General features: G+C 60.4%; 23 protein-coding genes and 1 tRNA gene. 15 read left to right on the top strand and 9 right to left on the bottom strand.

Features of this window, described 5'->3' with window-relative positions:
• Positions 1-789: a serine O-acetyltransferase gene (gene cysE / locus AWB69_RS33565; protein ID WP_062091120.1), complete on the top strand. Its 789-nt coding sequence runs from the start codon at positions 1-3 to the stop codon at positions 787-789.
• A gap of 70 nt (positions 790-859) precedes the next feature.
• On the opposite strand, the gene AWB69_RS33570 is transcribed toward cysE, so the two are convergent.
• The 4 genes from AWB69_RS33570 to AWB69_RS33585 all read right to left on the bottom strand — a co-directional run bounded on the left by AWB69_RS33570 (position 860) and on the right by AWB69_RS33585 (position 3,858).
• On the bottom strand, positions 860-1,678 hold the full coding sequence (locus tag AWB69_RS33570; protein ID WP_082913698.1) for a UDP-2,3-diacylglucosamine diphosphatase: 819 nt from the start codon (positions 1,676-1,678) through the stop codon (positions 860-862).
• Positions 1,675-2,172: a peptidylprolyl isomerase gene (locus tag AWB69_RS33575; RefSeq protein WP_062091121.1), complete on the bottom strand. Its 498-nt coding sequence runs from the start codon at positions 2,170-2,172 to the stop codon at positions 1,675-1,677. The genes AWB69_RS33570 and AWB69_RS33575 overlap by 4 nt, the downstream gene beginning before the upstream one ends.
• A 136-nt stretch (positions 2,173-2,308) precedes the next feature.
• On the bottom strand, positions 2,309-2,890 hold the full coding sequence (locus tag AWB69_RS33580) for a peptidylprolyl isomerase (RefSeq protein ID WP_062091122.1): 582 nt from the start codon (positions 2,888-2,890) through the stop codon (positions 2,309-2,311).
• 107 nt (positions 2,891-2,997) lie between these two features.
• Positions 2,998-3,858, bottom strand: a complete 861-nt coding sequence (locus AWB69_RS33585) for a tetratricopeptide repeat protein (RefSeq protein WP_082913699.1) — start codon at positions 3,856-3,858, stop codon at positions 2,998-3,000.
• 426 nt (positions 3,859-4,284) lie between these two features.
• Between AWB69_RS33585 and cysS the strand changes: the two genes are divergently transcribed.
• The 7 genes from cysS to AWB69_RS33615 all read left to right on the top strand — a co-directional run bounded on the left by cysS (position 4,285) and on the right by AWB69_RS33615 (position 11,510).
• Positions 4,285-5,703 (top strand): cysteine--tRNA ligase, encoded by a 1,419-nt coding sequence (gene cysS, locus AWB69_RS33590; RefSeq protein WP_062091146.1) that lies wholly within the window; start codon positions 4,285-4,287, stop codon positions 5,701-5,703.
• Positions 5,704-5,747: 44 nt separating this feature from the next.
• Positions 5,748-6,824, top strand: a complete 1,077-nt coding sequence (locus AWB69_RS33595) for a DNA-3-methyladenine glycosylase family protein (RefSeq protein WP_062091124.1) — start codon at positions 5,748-5,750, stop codon at positions 6,822-6,824.
• A gap of 132 nt (positions 6,825-6,956) precedes the next feature.
• On the top strand, positions 6,957-7,928 hold the full coding sequence (locus AWB69_RS33600) for an acetyl-CoA carboxylase carboxyltransferase subunit alpha (protein ID WP_062091125.1): 972 nt from the start codon (positions 6,957-6,959) through the stop codon (positions 7,926-7,928).
• Positions 7,929-8,011: 83 nt separating this feature from the next.
• The gene (gene tilS / locus AWB69_RS33605) at positions 8,012-9,457 is read left to right on the top strand and encodes a tRNA lysidine(34) synthetase TilS (RefSeq protein WP_062091126.1); all 1,446 of its coding nucleotides are present in this window, start codon (positions 8,012-8,014) and stop codon (positions 9,455-9,457) included.
• A gap of 477 nt (positions 9,458-9,934) precedes the next feature.
• On the top strand, positions 9,935-11,185 hold the full coding sequence (locus tag AWB69_RS33610) for an aspartate kinase (RefSeq protein WP_062091127.1): 1,251 nt from the start codon (positions 9,935-9,937) through the stop codon (positions 11,183-11,185).
• A gap of 9 nt (positions 11,186-11,194) precedes the next feature.
• A complete protein-coding gene (locus tag AWB69_RS48135) occupies positions 11,195-11,350 on the top strand; it encodes a hypothetical protein (RefSeq protein WP_156529054.1) in 156 nt (51 codons plus the stop codon).
• 66 nt (positions 11,351-11,416) lie between these two features.
• Positions 11,417-11,510, top strand: a tRNA-Ser gene (locus AWB69_RS33615).
• A gap of 67 nt (positions 11,511-11,577) precedes the next feature.
• On the opposite strand, the gene AWB69_RS33620 is transcribed toward AWB69_RS33615, so the two are convergent.
• Positions 11,578-12,360, bottom strand: a complete 783-nt coding sequence (locus tag AWB69_RS33620) for a helix-turn-helix domain-containing protein (RefSeq protein ID WP_062091128.1) — start codon at positions 12,358-12,360, stop codon at positions 11,578-11,580.
• Positions 12,361-12,504: 144 nt separating this feature from the next.
• Between AWB69_RS33620 and AWB69_RS33625 the strand changes: the two genes are divergently transcribed.
• On the top strand, positions 12,505-13,230 hold the full coding sequence (locus AWB69_RS33625; protein WP_062091129.1) for an ester cyclase: 726 nt from the start codon (positions 12,505-12,507) through the stop codon (positions 13,228-13,230).
• 93 nt (positions 13,231-13,323) lie between these two features.
• Here AWB69_RS33625 and AWB69_RS33630 read toward each other — a convergent pair whose 3' ends face one another.
• From AWB69_RS33630 to AWB69_RS33640, 3 genes are all read right to left on the bottom strand, one after another.
• Positions 13,324-13,701 carry a single-stranded DNA-binding protein gene (locus AWB69_RS33630; RefSeq protein ID WP_062091130.1) on the bottom strand — a complete coding sequence of 126 codons (378 nt, stop codon included), beginning with the start codon at positions 13,699-13,701 and terminating at the stop codon, positions 13,324-13,326.
• A 170-nt stretch (positions 13,702-13,871) separates the two neighbouring features.
• The gene (locus AWB69_RS33635) at positions 13,872-14,225 is read right to left on the bottom strand and encodes a helix-turn-helix domain-containing protein (protein ID WP_063977966.1); all 354 of its coding nucleotides are present in this window, start codon (positions 14,223-14,225) and stop codon (positions 13,872-13,874) included.
• 280 nt (positions 14,226-14,505) lie between these two features.
• Positions 14,506-15,075, bottom strand: coding sequence for a hypothetical protein (locus tag AWB69_RS33640; protein ID WP_062091132.1), 570 nt, complete (start codon positions 15,073-15,075; stop codon positions 14,506-14,508).
• 320 nt (positions 15,076-15,395) lie between these two features.
• On the opposite strand from AWB69_RS33640, the gene AWB69_RS33645 reads away from it, so the two are divergent.
• Together AWB69_RS33645 and AWB69_RS33650 are read left to right on the top strand one after the other, a co-directional pair.
• Positions 15,396-15,716, top strand: coding sequence for a hypothetical protein (locus AWB69_RS33645; RefSeq protein ID WP_062091133.1), 321 nt, complete (start codon positions 15,396-15,398; stop codon positions 15,714-15,716).
• Between the two features lie 289 nt (positions 15,717-16,005).
• Entirely contained in the window at positions 16,006-16,428 is a 423-nt protein-coding gene (locus tag AWB69_RS33650) for a hypothetical protein (protein ID WP_062091147.1), read from the top strand.
• Between the two features lie 98 nt (positions 16,429-16,526).
• Here the strand turns inward: AWB69_RS33650 and fabI are convergent, their stop codons facing one another.
• Positions 16,527-17,324 carry an enoyl-ACP reductase FabI gene (gene fabI / locus AWB69_RS33655; protein WP_062091134.1) on the bottom strand — a complete coding sequence of 266 codons (798 nt, stop codon included), beginning with the start codon at positions 17,322-17,324 and terminating at the stop codon, positions 16,527-16,529.
• 218 nt (positions 17,325-17,542) lie between these two features.
• Here fabI and AWB69_RS33660 point away from each other — a divergent pair, with 218 nt between their 5' ends.
• From AWB69_RS33660 to AWB69_RS33675, 4 genes are all read left to right on the top strand, one after another.
• Complete coding sequence (locus tag AWB69_RS33660; RefSeq protein ID WP_082913701.1) at positions 17,543-19,408, top strand: extracellular solute-binding protein; 1,866 nt, start codon at positions 17,543-17,545, stop codon at positions 19,406-19,408.
• A gap of 74 nt (positions 19,409-19,482) precedes the next feature.
• Complete coding sequence (locus AWB69_RS33665) at positions 19,483-20,514, top strand: microcin C ABC transporter permease YejB (protein WP_062091135.1); 1,032 nt, start codon at positions 19,483-19,485, stop codon at positions 20,512-20,514.
• Positions 20,468-21,622, top strand: coding sequence for an ABC transporter permease (locus AWB69_RS33670; protein WP_082913702.1), 1,155 nt, complete (start codon positions 20,468-20,470; stop codon positions 21,620-21,622). Before AWB69_RS33665 ends, AWB69_RS33670 begins: the two co-directional genes overlap by 47 nt.
• On the top strand, positions 21,619-23,217 hold the full coding sequence (locus AWB69_RS33675) for an ABC transporter ATP-binding protein (protein ID WP_062091137.1): 1,599 nt from the start codon (positions 21,619-21,621) through the stop codon (positions 23,215-23,217). Before AWB69_RS33670 ends, AWB69_RS33675 begins: the two co-directional genes overlap by 4 nt.
• The last annotated feature ends 157 nt before the right edge of the window (positions 23,218-23,374 follow it).

Below are 23,374 nucleotides of genomic sequence, written 5' to 3' on the forward strand. Positions count from 1 at the left end.
ATGTTTAATCGATTCCGCGAAGACATCGCCGCCATCCGCGAGCGCGATCCCGCCGCCCGCAGTGCCTGGGAAGTCGTGACGTGTTATCCGGGCTTTCACGCCGTCGTGCTGCACCGGATCGCGCACGCTTGCTGGGGATCCGGCTGGCGGTGGCTCGCGCGGTTTGTCTCGCAGTTTGCGCGTTTCATGACGGGCATCGAGATCCATCCGGGCGCGACCCTCGGGCGCCGGGTGTTCATCGATCACGGTATGGGCGTGGTGGTGGGCGAAACGGCGGAAATCGGCGACGACTGCACGATCTACCAGGGCGTGACGCTTGGCGGAACATCACTTGCGCGTGGCGCGAAGCGGCATCCGACGCTTGAGCGCGGCGTGATCGTCGGGGCGGGCGCGAAAGTGCTCGGCGGGTTCACGGTCGGCGCGGAAGCGAAGATCGGGTCGAACGCGGTCGTGGTAAAGCCCGTTCCGGCGGGCGGAACGGCCGTGGGCAATCCGGCGCGCGTGGTCATGCCGGCAACCATCAAACCCGTGCAAAAAGACTCGGGCCTGCCCGAGCGTGCGGCGTTCTGCGCATACGGCATCACGCCGAACGCCGACGATCCCGTGTCGCTTGCCATCCACGGCCTGATCGATCACGCGTCCACGCAAGCGCATCGTGTAGATGAGATTGTCGCGGCGCTCGAGAAACTGGGCACGCGTATAGATGCAATCAGCGGCGTCGAGAATGCCGCGTTCATCGATCTGAAACGTCTCTCCGATGCAATGAAAGGCGAAGCGGCGCGGCGCTGAAACGGCAGTGGGTTTCTATTGTTTCCATCGGGCGCTGGCACGAAAGCACGAAGGAAGCTCACGCCTGAATTCAAACGAGCGGCAACGCCCGGATGCCTTCGGCGTCCACGCGCAGATATCCGCCGCGTGGCTCGCCGTGATCCAGTTCCCAATCAGGCATGACCCAGCGTACGCCATCCGTTTCCCGATGACGCGCGGGCAAGTGCGTGTGGCCGTGGATCATCGTATGAGTGCCGGTGCTGGCGAACAGCTTCGCCACGGCTTCGCGCGTCACGTCGTATTTCGCTTGTGCCGGACGCATCCTGCCGTCTTCGCTGGTCGATCGCATGCGTTCCGCGATCGATAAACGCAGCTTCAGCGGCAGGCTCAGGAATAGTTGTTGCGCAATCGGGTTACGCGCAAACCGGCGAAAGCGCTGGTAAGCGGGGTCTGCAGTGCAGAGCGCATCGCCATGCGCCACCACGATGCGCGTGCCGAATGCCGTGATAACAAACGGATCGGGTAGCGGCAGCGCTCCCGAGGCACGCATGCACTGCTTGCCGAGCAGGAAATCGCGGTTGCCGTGCATCACGTACAGCGCAATGCCGCGTTCGGACAGCGTATGCATCAACGCTGTCATGCGCCTCGCGAACGCGGCGCGCGGGCCGGGCACCGCTCGATCCAGCACATCGTCGCCGACCCAGAATTCGAACAGGTCGCCGAGGATGAACACCGAGTCGGCATCGTTCGCCGTCACCTCGATGAAATGCTCGAACGCCGCCACGGTGTGCGGAATGGCGTCGCTTAAATGAAGATCGGAAATGAAAAACAGCGGGCGCGCTGTATCTTTCGCGCCCGCTGTTTCGGCTGTTTCGGCTGTTTCGATCACGCTGTGCGCCGAGTCGATCATTCCCCGACGACGACAGCCTTTTCGATCACGACGTCATCCACCGGCACGTCCTGATGAAAGCCCTTCGAACCTGTCTTGACCTTGCGGATCTTGTCGACAATGTCGAGGCCGTCCACGACCTTGCCGAATACCGCGTAACCCCAGCCTTGCGGCGACGGCGACGAGTGGTTCAGGAACTCGTTGTCACCGACGTTGATGAAGAACTGGGCTGTGGCCGAATGCGGGTCGTTGGTACGCGCCATGGCGACGGAACCGTGCTCGTTCTTCAGGCCGTTGTTCGCTTCGTTGTCGATAGGCGCGTCCGTCGGCTTTTGCTTCATGCCCGGTTCGAAACCGCCGCCCTGGATCATGAAACCGTCGATCACGCGATGGAACACCGTGTTGTCGTAGTGACCTTTCTTTACGTAGTTCAGAAAGTTTTCGACCGACTTGGGCGCTTTCTCCGCGTTCAGCTCGATCTTGATGATGCCGTGATTCGTATGCAGTTCGACCATGATGAGTTCCCTTCCTTTTCAAGAGTAGATGAGGCCATACGCGACGCGCACGGCGTATGCCTGCTTCATGCCAGAGCGATGCCAGCCCGCCACGAAGGCGAGTGGCGACGACTGGTTCCCCGGCTGTCTGTGCCGCTTACTTGCCGACCACGCTGGCCGACTCGATCACCACGTTCGTTTGCGGCACATCGGCCATCGGGCCGCGCGTGGTGGTAGGCGTGCCTTCGATCTTCTTCACAACGTCCATGCCCGAGACCACCTTGCCGAACACGGCATAACCGTTGCCGTCGCCGTTGGGGTAATCGAGGCCGGTGTTATCGACGGTATTGATGAAGAACTGCGATGTTGCCGAGTCCGGATCGCTCGTGCGTGCCATGGCGAGCGTGCCGGTCGCGTTCTTCAGCCCGTTCTTGCTTTCAAGCGGAATGGGGGCGCGCGTGGGTTTTTCGACGAAGCTGGTTGTGTACCCGCCGCCCTGGATCATGAAGCCCGGAATCACGCGATGAAAAATCGTGCCGTTGTACTGGCCGGACTTCACATAGTCAAGAAAATTGGCGACGCTTTTCGGCGCCTTCTCAGGATACAGCTCGACCTTGATGTCGCCTTGTGAAGTCTTGAGCAGCACCGTAGGGTGAGCAGCAGTCTGCGACGACTGGGCAAAGGCGGGCGCCTGGGCGATGAGTGCAGCGCTGCCGAGCGCCAACAACAAACTTTTCATGAGCAATCGATCCTCTGGTTGGAGCAGCTACGGGTGAAGACTTGCCGAACGTTCAAACCATTCCGGTGCATGGACGTCTGAACGTTCGATCCTGCCGGATTATCGGATTATGGATTCGTGGGCGCGAAGTAAGGTGTAGTCGAAAGCGGCACGCTGGGTCCGGAGAACGGCGAGTAAAGCGGTGACGACATGTCGTTGGTGGACGTGGTGCCCGACGTCGTGCCCGTCCAGTCATTAGAGGTTGCACTCGACGAAGACGCGGCCGTTGCCGCCGAAGCCGCGGCCGGCGCCGAAGCGGCCGGTACACGCGACGCGCCTGATGCGGCGGCCGCCGCAGCTGCCGCTTCCGGGTGAGCGCGCGGTGGCGGCGACACGATCTTCTGGATGTCGGCCACGCGTTGCGCCGTCAACGGACTCTTCGACCCGAGCGCCTGGGCCCGCTTGTACGATTCGCTCGCGAGACGCAGATATAGATCGCCCAGGTTTTCGTAGGCCAGCGCGTAGCTCGGATTCGCTTTTGTCGCCGTTTCGAGGGCTACGCGTGCTTCGTCGTAGCGGCCCTTCTTGGCATAGAGCGCTGCGAGATTGTTGTACGGCTCGGGCAGTTCGGGGTAGGCCTGGGTGAGCTCGGTAAACGCCGCAATGGCCTCGTCGTCCCGGTTCAAACGCGCGAGCACCGTCGCACGCTTGAACTTGGCTTGCACGTCGCGCGGTTTGGTCTTCAGGCGCGCGTCCAGTTGAGCCAGCGCACTCGGCCATTGCTTCTGCGAGATTGCCAGGTCGATGGCAGGCGTGTCGTCCGCGGTGGCGGTGGAGACTTGTGCAAGCGCAGGCGTAGCCGCCAAAAACGTTGCGCCAAGTCCGAATGTGACGGTTGCAAGGGCGGTCGCCGCGAGCTTGGCAACGCTTGACGCGCGGCCGCTGGAAGGTTTCATAGGCTCTAGTCTGGATGTTATACTCCGACCCATTCTAACAAAACGTCTGCAACGTTCCGCTGAACGTCCAGACAGTCTTTACGCCACTCGCGGCCGCCTCCGTTTTGATCGCAACGTGACTGTCATGTTTCTTGCGGCGGCGCGCACGGTTCCCAGCGTTTCAAGTTCGAAGCCGGGCCGGGTCAAACATGTTGAACGTGCGGGATCGTGCGGGATCGTGCCACTCGCTGATGTTCGCGTCGACGTCGTTCTCGTCGCTGGCTTCATCGCCGTTCTTGATGTTGCTCTCGCTCCACGGCTACCTGTAGCATGGACCGCAGCAGCACACAATGCACCGTTGTCATCGGTAGCCGGAAACGAATGCGAACGAACGCGGACATGCAGCACGCCGTCACAACCGTCGTCACAACATTGGCCAGCAGTCGAAACACGGATGTCCCGGCCCACGCACCATCGCTTATGAACTCATTGCGCATCTACAACACGCTAGCGCGTGACAAGCAACTTTTCGTGCCGCTCCGTGCCGGAGAAGTGCGCATGTATGTCTGCGGAATCACGGTGTACGACTATTGTCATGTCGGGCACGCACGCATGATGATCGTGTTCGACATTGTCCAGCGCTGGCTTCGCACGCTGGGTTACAACGTGACTTATGTGCGCAATATCACAGACATCGACGACAAGATCATTCGTCGCGCCGTGGAAAACGGTGAGTCGATCAAGGCGCTGACCGGGCGATTCATCCAGGCCATGTATGACGATCTCGATGCGCTCGGCGTTGCTCGTCCCGATCTCGAGCCGCGTGCGACCGACTTCGTTCCGCAGATGCTCGGCATGATCCAGACGCTCGTGCAGAACGGTTACGCGTATCAAGGCAAAGACGGCGACGTGAACTATGCGGTGCGCAAGTTCGAGGGCTACGGCAAGCTGTCGGGCAAGTCGATCGAAGACTTGCGTGCGGGCGAGCGTGTGGCCGCCAATGACGCCAAGCAAGATCCGCTCGACTTCGTATTGTGGAAACGCGCGAAGGAAGGAGAGCCGCCGGACACAGGCTGGGACTCGGCCTGGGGACGCGGCCGGCCGGGCTGGCATATCGAATGTTCGGCCATGGGCTGCACCTTGCTGGGCGATCGTTTCGACATTCATGGCGGCGGTCAGGACCTGCAGTTTCCGCACCACGAGAATGAAATTGCGCAGAGTGAGGCGGCAACGGGCGTTCAGTTCGTGAACTACTGGATGCACAACGGCTTCGTGCAGATCGACAGCGAAAAGATGTCGAAGTCGCTCGGCAACTTCTTTACCATCCGCGAAGTCCTCGAAAAATTCGATGCGGAAGTCGTGCGCTTTTTTATAGCAAGGGCACACTATCGTTCGCCGCTCAATTACAGCGACGTTCATATAGAAGATGCGCGTGGGGCGCTCACGCGTTTGTATACAGCGTTGAAAGACGTGACGCCGGATGCCGCTCCGCTCGACTGGAACGAAGCGCATGCGAAACGTTTTCGCGCGGCTATGAACGACGACTTCAACACACCGGTCGCGGTCGCCGTGCTATTCGAATTGGCGAGCGAAGTGAATCGCTCGCAGGACACCGTGCTCGCACGTCAATTGAAGGAACTGGCCGCTTTGCTCGGGTTGTTGGAGCGTGAGCCGCGAGCGTTCCTTCAGGACACGCCGCGCAGCAGTCGCGATAGTGGTGGCAAAGAAGGTGCAGAAAACCTCACGCCTGCCGATATAGACATGAAGATCGCCGCTCGCGTTGCTGCGAAGCAGGCAAAGAACTATGCCGAAGCAGACCGGATTCGCGCGGAATTGCTCGAAGCCGGGATTGCACTTGAAGACAAACCGGGTGGGTTGACCGAATGGCGTCGCAGTTGAACGCCTCTCGTTCCCTTTGATCGACTCGCCAGGTAGGAGGCATGATGGCAACGGCCAGGAAGGCGCCGGCTAAACGAGCCGCGTCCGGAAGTATCGCAGCGCCCGCGAGCAAGGTCGTGCGGCGTGCGCAAGTGAAAACGTCGAAGGTATCGACGCCCGAGGCGAAGCTCGCCAACGGCGCTGGTCACGACGGAGAACGCAAGACTGCATCGAAGAAACGCGCGGTCAATGGCGTGGCGCACGACGGCGCCGCTAAGTCGAACGGTCTCGTTCGCGCACGCAAGACGGTGCGCGGAGCGGCGCCGAAAGTGTCGCCGAAGAAGGCGGGCGGCGACGCCAATGGTGCGCTCGGCGTGAAAGCCGTCGAGACCGGCATCGGCGCCGACGAGGCGCAGGCACTCGTACGCGCGCCGCAGAACGACGGCGAGATTGTCCGCAAGTCGCGTACGATCACCGCCGAGAAAACCGTGCCGGTGCAGACGCCCGGCTTGTCGGCGGAAGCGGCGCGTCCCGAGTATTGGGACAAGGCATGCGCCGATCTCGTCAAGCGTGACCGTATCCTCAAGAAACTGATTCCGAAGTTCGGCCCGGTGCATCTGATCAATCGCGACGATCCATTCACCACGCTCGCGCGGTCGGTTGTCGGCCAGCAAATTTCCGTGACAGCCGCGCAGGCTATCTGGAAACGCGTTGAGGGCGCGTGCCCGACGCTCGCGCCGCAGCAGTTCATCAAGGTGGGGCCGGTGAAGTTGCAGTCGTGCGGGTTATCGAAGCGGAAGTCCGAATATATCCTCGATGTCGCGCAGCATTTCGTTTCCGGCGCGCTGCACGTGGATAGCTGGACATCAATGGAAGATGAGGCCGTGATCGCGGAGTTGACGCAGATTCGCGGCATCGGCCGGTGGACAGCGGAAATGTTCCTGATCTTCAACCTGTCGCGCCCCGATGTCCTGCCGCTCGACGACCTCGGCCTGATCCAGGCCATCAGCGTGAACTATTTCAGCGGCGAACCCGTGACCCGCAGCGAAGCGCGCGAAGTCGCAGCCAACTGGGAACCGTGGCGTACCGTTGCAACCTGGTACATGTGGCGCAGCCTTTACCCCGTTCCCGCCGATCACTAAAATCCTCCGGTCGCATTGTCCGGTCGCAGTCGGCGGACTATTGATATCTTATAATCGATAGTTGCGACCCGAAATGTAGTGAGGCCGGCGCGGTTAGAATACGCGCTGCCCGATGCTCTAGGATTCGAACATATGAAGACCACGTTTCTGGATTTCGAACAGCCGATCGCTGAACTCGAAGCGAAGATCGAAGAATTGCGCTTCGTTCAGGACGATTCCGCTGTCGATATTTCGGAAGAAATCGAGCGGCTGTCGAAGAAGAGCCAGCAACTCACCAAAGATCTCTATGCAAACCTGACTCCATGGCAGGTTTCGCAGATCGCGCGCCATCCGCAGCGCCCTTATACGCTCGACTACGTGAACGAGCTTTTCACCGACTTCCACGAGCTCCACGGCGACCGCTCTTATGCGGACGACCTGGCTATTGTCGGCGGTCTGGCGCGGTTCAACGGCCAGCCCTGCATGGTGATCGGCCAGCAGAAGGGCCGCGACACGAAAGAGCGTGCGGCGCGCAATTTTGGTATGCCGCGCCCGGAGGGGTATCGGAAGGCCGAGCGGCTCATGCGTCTGGCGGAAAAATTCGGCTTGCCGATCTTTACGTTCATCGATACTCCGGGTGCATACCCTGGTATTGGGGCAGAGGAACGTGGGCAATCGGAAGCAATCGGCCGTAATCTATATGTGATGGCCGAACTGAAGACGCCGATTATCGCAACCATTATCGGCGAGGGCGGCTCGGGCGGTGCACTGGCTATTGCCGTTGCCGACAGCGTACTGATGCTGCAATTCGCCACTTATTCGGTGATTTCGCCTGAGGGCTGTGCGTCCATTTTGTGGAAGAGCGCGGCGAAGGCACCGGAAGCGGCCGAAGCGCTGGGTTTGACGGCGCACCGGCTGAAGGCGTTGGGTCTGATCGACAAGATCGTCAACGAACCGCTGGGCGGTGCGCATCGCGATCCGAAAGGCATGGCCGCGTTGCTGCGCCGTGCATTGGCCGATACGCTGCGCCAGTTCCATGGCATGAACGCACTCGACGTTCGCGCGCGCCGCTTCGACAAGCTGATGGCGTACGGCAAGTTCAAGGAAAACCTGCCGGGTGCTTGAAGCTTGAGCGTGGCGCTCACGGTTCCCTCCCTGCAGCTTGCTCTGACAGGCTGCCTTGAAGGCAACTTAACAAGCCGACTTCCGTGACATCCGACACCGACACTCCCGCCAGCCGCCTCGTGATCGATGCGGTGCGTGTGGCGTTTGCCGAGGTGCCGGCCTCTCCTCATACCCTCATCGCCGTTGCGCTCAGCGGTGGTCTCGACTCGACCGCGTTGCTCGACGCAGCGGTCCGATGCGCGGGCCAAACGCGTGTTATCGCGTTGCATATTCATCATGGCTTGAGTCCAAACGCCGATGCCTGGGCCGCGCATTGTCATGCGTTCGCGCAAGTGCTGGGTGTCCGGTTCGCGTCGCGTCAGGTTGATGTGGTGCGCGAAGGCGGTGAGAGCCTGGAGGCAGCGGCACGGGATGCGCGTTATCGCGCGCTCGACGCGCTGTGCGCCGAGCACGGTGCAAGCGCGCTTTGGCTCGCCCATCACGCCGACGATCAGGCGGAAACCGTGTTGCTGCAATTGCTGCGCGGCGCGGGCGTGGCAGGTCTTGCCGCGATGGCGCCGCAACGTGCCGATGGCGCATCCACGCCGCGGGTGCGGCCGTTATTGCATCTGTTGCGCGCACAACTCGAGCATTACGCGCATGAACGCGATCTGCGCTGGATCGACGACGAATCCAACGCCGATACCCGCTATGCCCGCAACGCGCTGCGCCATGACGTGCTGCCTGCGCTCGCCGTGCATTTCCCCGGTTTCCGGGATGCGCTTGCCCGGACCGCGTCGCATGCGGCATCGGCGCAAAGGCTGCTCGATGAACTCGCGCGCATTGATATGGCGTCGGCGCAAGGTGACGACGAGGGCGCGTTGAGTTTATCGGCGGTACTCGCTTTCGACGACGAACGCGCGATCAACCTGCTGCGTTACTGGATGCGTTCGCTCGGGCTGCAGGCGGCATCGGCGGCGCGTATTGGCGAGGTGCTGCGGCAGTTGCGCGATGCCGCCGTTTCCCGCGACGGCCACGCGTTGCGTATCGATCATGCGGGGTTTTGCCTGCGGGCGTATCGCGACGCGATCTTCTGGGAAAAGGGCGATAGTGCGGACCCCGCCGATCTCGACGACGGGGCAAATCCCGCGCGCATGGCGAGCGTGCTGAACTGGGATGGCGAAAGTATCTGGCGCCTGCCGCATTGGCGGGGGACGTTTGTGTTCAAACCAGCGGCACCGGGCGATGAGGACGCGATTTCCGAAGCCACGCTGCGCGCCGCGCCGCTTTGCGCGCGTTCGCGCGCGGGCGGCGAGCGTTTGCGCCTGAGCGCGGACGGACCGGGCAGGACCCTGAAAAACCTTTTCCAGGAGCGCGGGGTGCCGGGCTGGAAACGCGACGTCCCGCTAGTGTTTCTAGGCGAGACCCTGCTGTTCGTGCCGTGCATTGGCGTCAATCGCGCGTGCGCTGAAGTGAGCGAAGAGGGCGGGGAGCTCAGCGAGCTCAGGTATAGGCGGATCGAGTGGCAGCCGGATTTGGTCATTGCCTGAATGACTAGCCGGGGCGCGCGGGCGCTGCATCTGAGCCCGCTCTGCTGTGCGAAACTCAATCTGCCCCGATTTTTCATCGTTTCGTGGGCGCAAACAAATCCCGGTCTATTTTTCTTGCGGAACGCCTGCGGGCGGCTCGCGAACAGTCGAATCGCCCGTTCCGGCTTGTGTTTTAGGCCTCGATCGGGTACGTTTACGGGTTTCCCGCAACGCTTTTCAAGCAGCTTTTCCGTCCAGAAGACGCGTTTTCAGCCGCCAGAATTGCATTTTCGCGCGAGTCAACCTTGCGCGCGCGGCCTCCGCGTTTCGTCGTCACGCTTAAGTCGTCGATCGCACCGATCCAGGGCGTTGCTTGTGTTTTCGTCAAGCGGCTTCTGATGCAATACGTGAAACACGTGAAACACGTGCAGCACGTGCAGTACGCGGCGCATCAAAAACGGCGCGCCAGCGCGGCTTTTCCTCCTGTTCAAAACGACAATGGCACTCATCGTACATAAATACGGCGGCACTTCGATGGGCTCGGTCGAGCGCATCAAGAACGTCGCCAAGCGCGTCGCGAAATGGCACAAGGCCGGCCACAAGATGGTCGTCGTCCCGTCGGCCATGTCCGGCGAAACGAATCGCCTGCTCGGCCTCGCGCGCGAAATCACCGCACACCCCGACCCGCGCGAACTCGACATGATCGCCTCCACCGGCGAACAAGTCAGCGTGGGCCTGCTCGCGATTGCGTTGCAAGCCGAAGGTCTGGAAGCAGTCAGCTATGCCGGCTGGCAAGTGCCGATCAAGACCGACAGTGCGTTCACGAAAGCACGCATCAACGACATCGACGGCACGCGCGTGCTGGCCGATCTCGACGCAGGCAAGGTCGTGGTGGTCACGGGCTTCCAGGGCGTCGATCCGGACGGGCATATTGCCACGCTGGGACGCGGCGGTTCGGACACGTCGGCGGTGGCGATTGCGGCGGCGTTGAAGGCGGACGAATGCCTGATCTATACCGATGTCGACGGTGTCTACACCACGGACCCGCGAGTGGTCGAAGAAGCGCGCCGGCTGGACCGCGTGACGTTCGAAGAGATGCTGGAAATGGCGAGCCTCGGGTCGAAGGTGCTGCAGATCCGCTCGGTGGAATTCGCCGGCAAATATCAGGTCAAGACGCGCGTGTTGTCGAGTCTGACGGACCCGTTGATTCCGCTCGAAACCGAAATGCGCTCGGGCACCCTGATTACTTTTGAAGAAGACGAGACCATGGAAAAAGCTGTTATCTCGGGCATCGCATTTCAGCGCGACGAAGCGCGCATTGCCGTGATGGGCGTGCCCGACAAGCCGGGCATTGCGTACCAGATCCTCGGGCCGGTGGCCGATGCGAATATCGACATCGACATGATCATCCAGAACACGAGCGTGGACGGCAAGACCGACTTCACGTTCACGGTTGGCCGCGGCGATTACGCGCACGCCATGGAGATCCTGACGAGCAAGGTTCAGGCGCATGTGAAGGCCGAACAGGTGCGGGGCGATCCGAAGGTGTCGAAGGTGTCGGTGGTCGGCGTGGGCATGCGCTCGCACGTGGGTATTGCGAGCACGATGTTCCGTACGCTGGCGGAAGAGGGCATCAATATCCAGATGATCTCGACATCGGAGATCAAGATCTCGGTGCTTATCGACGAAAAATATACCGAGCTCGCCGTGCGCGCGCTGCATAAGGTGTTCGAACTTGATCGCGGCTGAAGATCAGGCATGACCACGCGTGTCACCGGGGTGATAGAGAAAGCTGCGCAAATCGGCGTCTTCCAGCGCGGTTTTTTTGCGGTAGTCGCAACAAGCGGCGAAACTTGCCGCAAAACGCTGTTCGACGCAATTCACGAGATGAAAAATTTTGTCTCACGAAATTGACCCGCGGCGGCTAACCCGCTATCATCTTGGCTTCGTCGCGCTGACTCCCGCGTGACAAAAAGTGCAGGAGACGTGGCCGAGAGGTTGAAGGTACTCCCCTGCTAAGGGAGCATCTGGGCTAAAACCTGGATCGAGGGTTCGAATCCCTCCGTCTCCGCCAGAAGAATGCAAAGCCCCGTAGGTCTAACGACCTACGGGGTTTTTGTTTTTTTGGGCGCAGTCACATCTCAACGCCTGAACGCTGCCACAGTCGCTTCATCTGCCGGGAAAAACAGCTCGATTGCCAGCTCGGACAACGTGATATCGACCGGCGTGCCGAATATCATCGTTGTACTGATGAACGATAATTTCCCCGCAGCGGTGTTCAACACAAACGGGATCACGATAGAAGATTCCCGTGCGTCATCGTGATCGGATTCCCCCGGATAACGCTTCAACTCGTCACGCAATGCGCCCAGTTGCGGATCGGCCGTGAGTGCGATCTGACGCTCCAGCCGTTCAAGCAAATGCGCGCGCCATTGCCCGAGATTCACGATCTTCGACGCCAGCCCCTGCGGATGCAGACTCAACCGCAACACATTCACCGGCGCTTCCAGCAACGACGGATCGGCCTCGGCAATAAGCGCAGCCACAGCACCATTAGCCGACACCAGGTTCCAATGCCGGTCTATGGCCAGTGCCGGATACGGCTCGTGCCCCTTCAAGATCTGCTCGACTGCGGTTCGCGCGGGCTGCATCGATTGATCAGTGAGTGAGCGTTCCTGGAACACCGGCGCGAACCCTGCCGCGGTCAGCAACTCGTTACGTTCGCGCAGTGGAACCTCGAGATACTCCGCGAGCCGCAGCACCATCGCGCGGCTCGGCGCGGCGCGTCCCGTTTCGATAAAACTCAGGTGCCGGCTCGAGATCTCCGCTTCGCTGGCCAGATAAAGCTGGCTCATGCGGCGTCTTTCGCGCCAGTGCCGGATCATTGGGCCTATAGCAACAGCCGTCGCAGTCAGTGTGTTCATGGTCGTTACCTTATCAAACCGGCGCACGCTGCTCCATTACCTGCCAGGTAATCGACGCACGACATGCTTGTCCCGATTATTGCTCCCAGGCCGCGCTAATCCAGTCCGGCCATACAGCCTCAAAGATTATCGAAGGAGGGAATCATGACTGAGCATGACGTTCTGGTGGGCCGTTATATCGATACATGGAACGAGACGAATTCTGCGCGCCGCAGCGCTCTCGCAGAGCTGGTTTTGATCGACGGCGCCCATTACACGGATCCAATGATGAGCAGCACGGGCCCGAAAGGTTTCGCCGAGATGATCGGTGCATTCCAGGCGCAGATGCCGGGGTTGAGGTTCGAGCGTGTTGGCGGGATCGATGCGACGGGGAAAATGGTCCGCTTCAGTTGGCGTCTGGTCGATGCCGGCGGCCGGCAACTGGCGAGCGGGACGGACGTCGGCGAATTTTCCATCGATGGACGGTTTGCGGGCGTTACCGGTTTTCTCGACAGCACGCTGATGGGCCCGGCATGGTGCGTGGAGAAGTACGCTGCGTTCTGGGCCGCGCCGGACTTCGGCCGGCCGAGCGATGAGCTGGCGGCGGATATTGAGGGATATTGGCCGGGTCTGCAGGCGCCCTTGAAGGGCGTGGAGGCCTATGTGCGGCCGCTGCATGAACTGCTGCGTCACGTTCCGGATTTCAGGCTGGAAGTCGCCGATCACGCGAGCCGTGGCGATACGGTCTTCATCCGCTGGATTGCCACGGGCACACACGGTGATGCGCCGTTGCGCTTCGAAGGCGTGGATTGCGTCCGGCACAGCAACGGCCAGGTTTACGAGAACCGGATCTACTGTGATCATCCGTTGATTCAGGCGTTGAATGTCTGACGGATGCGGCAGCCCGAGGAGCTACCGGTTTTTCTTCGATCATGCGGGGGCGCTTCGCGCGGCCGGCAAGCCGTCGCGAGCGCCAGGGCGAACTCAGACTTCGTCGTCCAGATCGTCGGAGCCGTGCAGGTCCGTTTGTCCCGCTTCACCGCGTATAACGCGACGTTTGCGTTGCACATGGTAGGCAGTCAGCACCGCATGCACTACCATGTCCAGCGCCGGTTTTGCGTTACCTTGCTTGTCGATCCAGGTCTTTGGCGTGAGTGCGCCGGCAAGCGATACGCTGTCGCCATCATCCAGCGCCTGAAGCGCGTCCTTGACGGTATCGTCGAAGGCGATCACGTTCACGAACAGGCTCTCGCCGTCACCGGCCGAGGCGCGAACCCGGCATGTCACGAAGTGCGTGCCGTGCTGACCCGTGCGCACTTGCGCCGTGCCGTAGAGACGTCCCGAAACCAGGCCATCAATCATGGTGTGCCTCTCTAAAATTCAGCCATTGTCTCATCGCGGGCAGAGCGCTCGCGGTTGCATGGATCAGGCGGGATATGGATCTCGCGTCAGCGCGGGTCTTGGCTGCATCGCGCGTTCAAGCAGTTCGGAATTCACTGTGGCTTTGATGCACGTTGCGCTCGCCGACCTGTCTACTTCCGCTTGGCTTCCTCGAGACACGCCGCCAGCTTTTCGAAATAGTCGAGTGCCTTGCGCGTGGGTACGACGGTCTTCGCGCGCAGATCCGTACTCGATTCGTCGACCGAGACCAGTCCTTCCTGCCTTAGCCGCGCCAGTTTCCGATGCACCGTCGCCGGCGCGCCCGCGACCGATAGCGCCATTGTCTCCGTCACGCTCAGCGTACGCCCCGCGTGCCAGGCCGCCGTCAGCGCCTCGAGCAGCCGTTCTTCGGCGGCATCGAGTTTCGGAAAGGATGGCAATGCCTGTACTGCCTGAGCGAGGTTCAGGAAGCGGAAATAGGTGTCGACAAGGTGTTTTTTTGCCATGGCGGCGGACTCGAAATGCATCCGTGAATCATAGCATCGGCCAGTAAACGGCCTCCCAAACCCTTATCAGTTTGATAATTAAATGTTACGATTCACGAAACGGGGTGCGTATCGGCGTAAGAAAGTGATGCGCTACTAGACCTGAGAGAGATTAAAAAAGAGCGCGTTGCCCTGCGGCAGGAAGCGGGGCAACGTAGCCGATTGAACACATTTGGCGGCTTGATAAAGGAGCTATCGCTACGCGGTAACGGCGGTGCGCTTTCGACCAAGCCGTGCGGTTTCAACGCGAGCGCGATGCCCGATGCATGGACGCATGCATGCGGGTGACAAACCAGAGACCCAGCTTGAGCGTGTAGATGATCATGAGCGTACCGGTCAGGTCCCCGATGAACATCACGATAAAACGCGCGCCGAGATTGGTGGTATCGCCGCTCAATGCACACCACGCTTGCAGCATTGCCGGGCCTGCGAGGGAATAGAGCACGATGAGGACTAACAGACGTCCAGCCGTGAGATTCACGAGCGACGCGCTGAGTCCAAGTTTGCGCGTGGCGAAGAGATACACGAGATACGGCGCGAGCGCCGAGATAATGCCGCCGAATGCCGCGCGAACCGGATCGTTCGGGAAATAATAAAAGAAACAACTGATCCAGGACGCGATGAGTATCCCGATCGCACCCAGCCCGCCGAATAACAGCGTGCAGAGCAGGCGTATGCCGGCAGGCAGGTAGATCCAGTTGATGCCGCGCACGAACTCCGAATGGCTGAAGATCCATTCGTTAGCGACCAGCATCAGCAGGAATATAAGGGTGGTGCCGCAGACCACGGCGAGGCGATGACGGATATGCATGGATGAATCAGAAGCCCGAACACGCCCGCGAGAGCCTGGCGGGAGGTGGAAACCTCGCCGGCACGTTGCGAACGTCATTCGGGCTACGGTGATTGATGGACCTAAGTGCGGTAGTGGTGCAATTCTATCAGCGTACATTCCATCCCTTGCGGCGTGCGCAAGCCAAGCAGCGTCCTGGCACGAGAGGGCACCCAGCTAAAGAAATGTTGTGTCACACCCTGTTGGCGGCCGTAATTCGGAGTTACCAACTTGAAACATTTGGGCCGGGTCGTTCCGCTAAGATTTACTCAACGAACCTACTCCGTTGAGGTGCACTTCAAATGAACAACACACTAAAGACTTCCATTTTTGCCGGCGCGGTTGCAATCGGGGCGCTCGGAATGTCCAGCGCGGCAATGGCCCAAGTGCATCTTGGGATCAATATCGGCGTGCCCGCGCCGGTCTACATCGCACCACAACCGGTCTATGCGCCGCCGCCTCCGCCGGTCGTCTACGCACCGCCGCCGGTGTATGCTGCGGCGCCAGTCGTAGTAATCGGCTGGCACGGCGATCGTTACTGGGACGGCCGTCGCTACTGGAACCGTAACGACTGGTACCGCTATCACGGTGGTCCGCGATACGACCATCGCGGCTGGCACTAAATATCGGCCGCAAGTATCAGCGGCAAGTATCGGTCGCAATACTGTACCCGTCAGACATCTGGTCCAAAGGCCATCCGGCGAAAGCCGGGTGGCCTTTGTCTTTCCGGCGCCGGCCTGTTTTCCATCCGGTGCGCCCGATTCGTGTTTTTTCATCATGTAACAAAGAGTAAGCTTCCAGCAGACGATACCCGCTCGCCGAAGAACAACTTACAAAGTTGAAGTACCGGATTGAAGGCGATCCGCTATATTCGCTTCCACCTGAACAATGACGGCCAGAGGCGCGCCTTACATGAACAAGACAAAAAGCATCCGGATCCTGACTGGCATTGCCGGTCTGTGCCTCGCTACGGTATCCGGCTTTGCCCACGCCGCCGACGTGCGGCTGGGGATCAACATTGGAGTTCCGGCACCGGTCTACGTGGCGCCGCAGCCTTATTACGCGCCACCGCCGCCGCCGGTTGTCTATCAACCGGCTCCGGTGTACGTGCAGCCGGGCTTGGTGATCGGCTGGTATGGCGACCGTTACTATGACGGTCGCCGCTATTGGGGGCGCGACGAGTGGTATCGGCACCACGGTGGCCGTCCGAACTATGGACCGTCGTATGGTCATGGCGGTCCGGGATACGGGCATGGTGGAAATTACGGACACGGCGGGAACAACGGACACGGCGGGAACAACGGCCACCATGGCAACAACGGCTATCGCAATTAAACACCCTGGTCGGACGCACTAAAAAGGCCGTCGCGCGCAAGCGGGACGGCCTTTTTGACTTCACCGGCGACTGGACGGGAGGGTCGCCGTTGCCGGGATTACTCCGAGACCGCCTGTGCGCCCATCCCGCCGACCACGGCATTAAAGCCGCTATCGACGTGGATGATCTCGGCGCTCACGCCACCCGCCAGATCGGACAACAAAAACGCCGCCACATTGCCAACCTGATCAATCGTCACATTGCGCCGCAACGGTGCGTTGTTCTCGACAAACTCGAGAATCTTGCCGAAGCCCTTGATGCCGCTCGCCGCCAGCGTCTTGATCGGACCCGCCGAGATGCCGTTCACGCGCACGCCCGTGTCTCCAAGAGACACCGCCAAGTACCGCACGCTGGCTTCAAGCGATGCCTTCGCCAGACCCATCGTGTTGTAGTTCGGGATCGCGCGCTCGGCGCCAAGGTAGCTCAGCGTGAGCAACGAGGCATCCGGGGACAACATGGATTGCGCCGCCTTGGCGAGCGCGGGGAAGCTGTAAGCGGAAATATCGTGGGCGATGCGGAAGTTCTCGCGCGTCATGCCATCGAGGAAATTTCCCGCGATCGCTTCGCGCGGCGCAAAGCCGATGGAATGCACGAGACCGTCGAGCGTGTCCCAGCGTTCTTTCAGCGAGACGAAGAGGGCGTCGATTTCCTCGTCGCTACCCACGTCGCACGGAAACACGAGATCGCTGCCGAATTCGGTCGCGAACTCGGTAATGCGGTCCTTGAAGCGGTCTCCCACATAAGTGAATGCGAGTTCGGCGCCTTCGCGCTTACAAGCCGCCGCAATGCCATAGGCGATCGAGCGGTTTGACAACAAGCCGGTCAGCAGAATCCGTTTTCCAGCGAGAAATCCCATGAATGCTCCTTAAGAAGTCGATATCGCACATGCGCCGGACTGAGCGTGCGCAAGCCTTGCGCACGTCGTTACAATGCCCGGGACCGTGGTTTTAGTAGAATTCTCTCACATCGCTTAAGGCGCGCAGCGCCTGGGGCCCCGCGAGCGAGCACGGAGCCGGCTCTGAGCGGCAGGCTGTTTTTCCGATCATCGTTTCACTGGTACTTTAAAAGGCACTCATGGCGACTGGCTCCCGACGGGTCCTCGGTCTTCTGTTTAGTAGCTTGCTGATTGGCTTCGGCGGGCTTGCGGTGCCGAAAGCGGCATTGGCCGTGTACGCCATCGCGCAGTATGGCGAGCCGAAATATCCCGCCAATTTCAAGCACTTCGATTACGTCAATCCAGACGCGCCCCGCGGCGGCACGCTGGTGCTGGCCAATCCGAACCGGCTCACAAGCTTCGACAAATTCAACCTGTTCACGCAGCGCGGCAACCCGGCGCCCGGGCTCAGCTATATGTTCGAGAGCTTGACAACGGGCAGTCTTGACGAGGTATCGACGGCCTACGGCCTTCTCGCCGACGACATCAGCATCGCGCCCGACGGCCTCTCCGTCACGTTTCACATCAACCCCAAGGCGCATTTTTCGAACGGTGACCCCGTCACCGCCGAGGACGTCAAATACTCGTTCGATACGCTGAAAAGCCCGCAGGCCGCGCCGCAATATACGGTGTATTTCGGCCAGATTTCACGCGCGGTGGTTCTCGATCCGCTGACCATTCGCTTCGACTTCAGGGTGCGCACGCGGGAGATGCCGTTTATCGCGGGTGCGATTCCGGTGTTCTCGCACAAGTGGGGCATGAAGCCCGACGGCAGTCACGTTCCCTTCGATCAACTCGCGTTCCAGAAGCCGATAGCAAGCGGTCCGTACCTCATCGAACAATACGACAACGGCCGCACGATCACCTATAAGCGTGACCCGGCGTATTGGGGCAATGGATTGCCAGTGCGTGCGGGTACGTTCAACTTCGAGCGCATCAACTACAAGCTCTATTCGGATGGCGTCGCGCGGCTTGAAGCGTTCAAGGCCGGCGAGTATGACGCGCTGGTCGAATATGTTGCGCGCAACTGGGTGCGTCGCGACATCGGCAAACGCTTCGACAACGGCGAGTTGATCAAGAGCGAATTCCGCAATCACAACGGCACGGGTATGCAGGGGTTTTACATCAACTTGCGCCGGCCGATTTTCCAGGACGTACGCGTGCGCCAGGCGCTCGATCTTGCGTTCGATTTTCAGTGGCTGAACCGGCAACTGTTTTTCAACCAGTACACACGTACCGACAGCTTCTTTGCGAACACCGACCTGCAAGCGACGGGAAAGCCAAGCGCGGGCGAACTCGCGATCCTCTCGCCGCTACGCGCGCAACTCGATCCTGCCGTATTCGGCGACATGGTGAAGCAGCCGGACACCGATCCGCCCGGTTCATTGCGCGCGAACCTGATCAAGGCGCGCAAGCTGCTGGCCGACGCGGGCTGGACGTATAGGGACGGTGCGTTGCGCAACGCGAAGGGCCAGCCGTTCGTGTTCGAGATCCTTGACGACTCCGGCGGCGGGTCGTCGATGGAACCTGTTGTCGCCACGTACCAGCGCAACTTGCAGAAGCTCGGGATTGTCGCGAATTTCCGCACGGTCGACTTTGCGCTGATCCAGAAGCGGCTCGACGCCTTCGACTTCGACATGACCAGCCTGCGCATGCCCGACGTGCAGATTCCAGGCACCGAACAGGAGTCGCGTTTTGGCAGCAAGTCGGCGGATCAGCAGGGCTCCGATAACATCAACGGGCTGAAGTCGCCGGCAGTGGACTCGATCGTGCATACCTTGCTCGGTTCGCAGACACGCGAACAACTGCTCGATGCCACCCACGCGCTCGACCGGGTGCTCATGCATGGCTACTATGTGATCCCGCATTGGTATTCGGCGACGCACCGCGTGGCGTATCGGAACGCGCTCGCGCATCCGGCGACCTTGCCGCTGTATTACACCGCCGAAGACTGGATCACGTCGATATGGTGGTTCAAGCCACCTGCCGCTGCGGCCGCGAAGTAGGTCCACGCAGTCAAGTCACGCAGATAAGTCACTCAGCCACAGCACACACTCAATCACTCAAGCGGACCGCGCCCATGTGGAGCTACATCCTGAAACGCATCTTGCTGATGATCCCGACCTTGCTCGGGGTCCTCACGCTCACGTTCGCGGTGATCCAGTTCGTGCCGGGTGGACCGGTCGAGCAAGCGGTGCACGAATTGCGGCGCGCCGAAACCAGGAGCTTCGGCATGCGCACGCATACGGGCGTGGATGCGCAGCAGATCGCGCAACTTCGTGCGCTCTACGGCTTCGATAAACCGCCGCTCGAACGCTATTGGATGATGCTCGGGCGCTTCGCCCGTTTCGATCTCGGCGATAGCTATTTTCGCCATCAAAGCGTGTGGTCGCTGATTGTGTCGAAGCTGCCGGTGTCGATCAGCATTGGCGTGTGGACGTTCTTTATCACGTACCTGATATCGGTGCCGCTTGGGATCACGAAGGCGGTGCGCAACGGGTCCACGTTTGATGTCACCACCAGCTTGCTGGTGCTCGTCGGCTTCGCCATTCCCGGCTTCGTGCTTGGCGTGCTCCTGCTCGTGCTGTTCGGCGGCGGCTCGTTCTGGCAACTGTTTCCGTTGCGCAACCTCACGTCGGACAACTGGGCTACGTTGAGCCTCGGCGGAAAGATAACCGACTATCTATGGCACGTTACGCTGCCCGTGATTGCGTCGGTGGTCGGCAGCTTCGCGGTCGTCACCATGCTGACCAAGAACGCGTTCCTGGATGAAATCCGCAAACAGTATGTGCTGACGGCCAGGGCCAAGGGGTTGTCGGAGAGACGGGTGTTGTGGAAGCACGTGTTCCGCAACGCGTTGTTGCCGCTGATCGTCGGTTTTCCGGGTGCGTTCATCGCGGCATTCTTCACGGGCAGTCTGCTGATAGAAACGCTTTTTTCACTCGATGGCCTCGGCCTGCTTTCCTATGAGTCCGTCGTCCGGCGCGATTATCCGGTCGTGCTGGGCACGCTGTATCTGTTCACGCTGATCGGCCTCGCCACCAAGCTGATCTCCGACCTTTGCTATGTCTGGGTCGATCCGCGCATTCAATTTGAACAACTGGAGCGCTGAGTTGAACCGTTCCCTGCTCCGTACACCTCAAGACAGCGACGCCCAGCCGCTCAGCGTGCCGGTTTCGATCACGCCGGGCCAACGTGTCTGGCGACGTTTCAAACGCAACCGGCTCGGCTACTGGAGCCTGGTGATTTTCGTGGTCGCGTTCGCGATCAGTCTCGCGGGACCGCTGTGGTCGAATGACAAACCATTGGTCGTCCGTTATCAGGGGCATCTTTATTTTCCGCTGGTCAAGACGTATGCGGAGACCACGTTCGGCGGCGATTTTCCGACTCCCGCCGATTACCTCGATCCCTATATTCGCGACCGTTTCAGCGAGGGCAGCAACTTCGCTGTTTATCCGCCGAACCACTATTACTACGACACGCTCAATTACTTTTCGAAGGCCGCGAACCCGGCGCCGCCATCGCGTGAAAACTGGCTCGGCACCGACGATCGCGGCCGCGATGTGTTCGCCCGGTTGCTCTATGGTTTTCGCGTATCGGTCATCTTCGCGCTGGTCCTGACGGCGATAGGCACCGTGCTCGGTCTGCTGGCCGGCGCGGTGCAGGGTTACTTTGGCGGCCGTACCGACCTGGCCGGGCAGCGTCTGATCGAGATATGGAGTGCGTTGCCGGAGTTGTATCTGCTGATCATTTTCGCGTCTATTTTTGAGCCGAGCCTGGTTCTGCTCGTTGTGCTGTTGTCGTTGTTCGGATGGATTGCGCTATCGGACTATGTGCGCGCCGAGTTTCTGCGCAACCGCACGCAGGATTACGTCCGGGCGGCGCGGGCAATGGGCTTGTCCAACGCCCAGATCATCTGGCGTCACATCCTGCCGAACAGCCTCACGCCCGTTATCACGTTCCTGCCATTTCGCATGAGCGGGGCGATCCTTGCGCTGACCAGCCTCGACTTTCTCGGTCTGGGCGTGCCGCCGCCCACGCCGTCGCTGGGTGAATTGCTCGCGCAAGGCAAGGCGAATCTCGACGCGTGGTGGATCTCGCTGTCCACTTTCGGCGTGTTGGTCGCGACCTTGTTGCTGCTCACGTTCATGGGCGACGCGCTGCGTAACGCGCTCGATACCCGTATCTCCGATGCAGTCAAATCCGGAGGTGGTCAATGAGCGCGCCGCTGCTGGAAATCGCGGATTTGCGGGTGCGTTTCGGTGAGACCTTCGCCGTCGATGGCGTGAGTCTCAAGATCGAAGCCGGCGAGCGTGTGGCGCTGGTCGGCGAGTCGGGGTCGGGCAAGAGCGTGACGGCGTTGTCCATCCTGCGGCTTTTGCGCGATGCCGAGCTGAGCGGTTCGATCCGTTTTGACGGCCAGGAACTGCTCACCAAAAGCGAACCCGCAATGCGCAAGCTGCGCGGCTCTGACATCGCGATGATCTTCCAGGAGCCGATGACCGCGCTCAACCCGCTGTACACCATCGGCGACCAGATCGTGGAGACGATCGTGCTGCACGATGGCGTGTCCGCTCGCGACGCCCGTCGCCGGGCGATCGATCTGCTCGCGCGTACGGGGATCACGGAGCCGGAAAAGCGCATCGACCGATACGCGCATCAGCTCTCGGGCGGACAACGCCAGCGCGCGATGATCGCGATGGCGCTCGCATGCCGCCCGCGTCTTCTGCTCGCCGATGAACCCACGACCGCACTGGACGTGACCATCCGCGCACAGATCGTGGAATTGCTGCTGGAGTTGCAACGGGACGAAGCCGCATCGCGCGGCATGGCTGTGCTGCTGATCACGCACGATCTCAACCTCGTGCGTAAATTCGCGCAGCGTGTGGCGGTGATGGAGCAGGGCGTGCTGGTGGAAAGCGGTACGGTGCAGGACATATTCGCGTCGCCGCAGCATCCTTATACGGTGCGATTGCTTGAGAGCAAGCCCGAGCGCACGGTGTTGCCGGTGCTGCCGCTGTCGCCCGTATTGCTCGACGCGCAAGAGGTGTCCGTGGAATTCGCCACGAAGGTGCCGGGCGTGGGTGGCTGGTTCCGGCGCGGCGCGTTCAAGGCGGTGGATCGTGTTTCCGTGACGGTGCGGCAGGGTGAAACACTGGGTATCGTTGGCGAGTCCGGTTCCGGAAAGTCCACCCTGGCGATGGCGCTATTAGGGTTGCAGCGCACGTCGCACGGCAAGGTGGAGTTTCAAGGCCGCTTGCTCGGCGACTATCGTGGCCGCGAAAAAACCGTCCTGCGATCAAATATGCAAGTGGTGTTTCAGGACCCGTATAGCTCGCTGTCCCCGCGCCAGACGATCGAGCGAATAGTGGGGGAGGGGCTGGCGCTGCATCGTCCGGAACTCGATGCCGCCGCCCGCCACGCCAAGGTGGTGGCCGTTCTGCGTGAAGTCGGAATGGACCGTACGGCGCTCAACCGATACCCGCACGAGTTCTCCGGCGGCCAGCGGCAGCGTATTGCCATCGCTCGTGCGCTGGTGCTCGAACCACGCATTCTGATCCTCGACGAACCCACCAGCGCACTCGATGTGTCAATTCAGCATCAAGTTTTGCGTCTGCTTGCCGATATACAACGGAAGTACAACCTGGGTTACGTGTTCATCAGCCATGACCTGGAGGTCATCGGCGCGATGGCGCACCGGGTGGTGGTCATGCAGAACGGAAATGTTGTTGAAACGGGTGATGTGGAGAATATTTTTGCGATGCCGTCGCACGAGTACACAAGAAAGCTACTGAAAGCGGCGATCGCGGCCTAATTTTCACCAATTAGGTGCGTATCTCAATTGTATTTTTCTATGCCTTTTGACATGTAAATAATATCTGGCTAGTATCAAGCCAACTTTTCCGCATGACTCTGATTTTTCAGTCTTTTTCACCAAAAACTACCGACCGATGCAGCAATTAACTTTGACT

It is taken from the genome of Caballeronia udeis (assembly GCF_001544555.2).
Taxonomy (GTDB): domain Bacteria; phylum Pseudomonadota; class Gammaproteobacteria; order Burkholderiales; family Burkholderiaceae; genus Caballeronia; species Caballeronia udeis.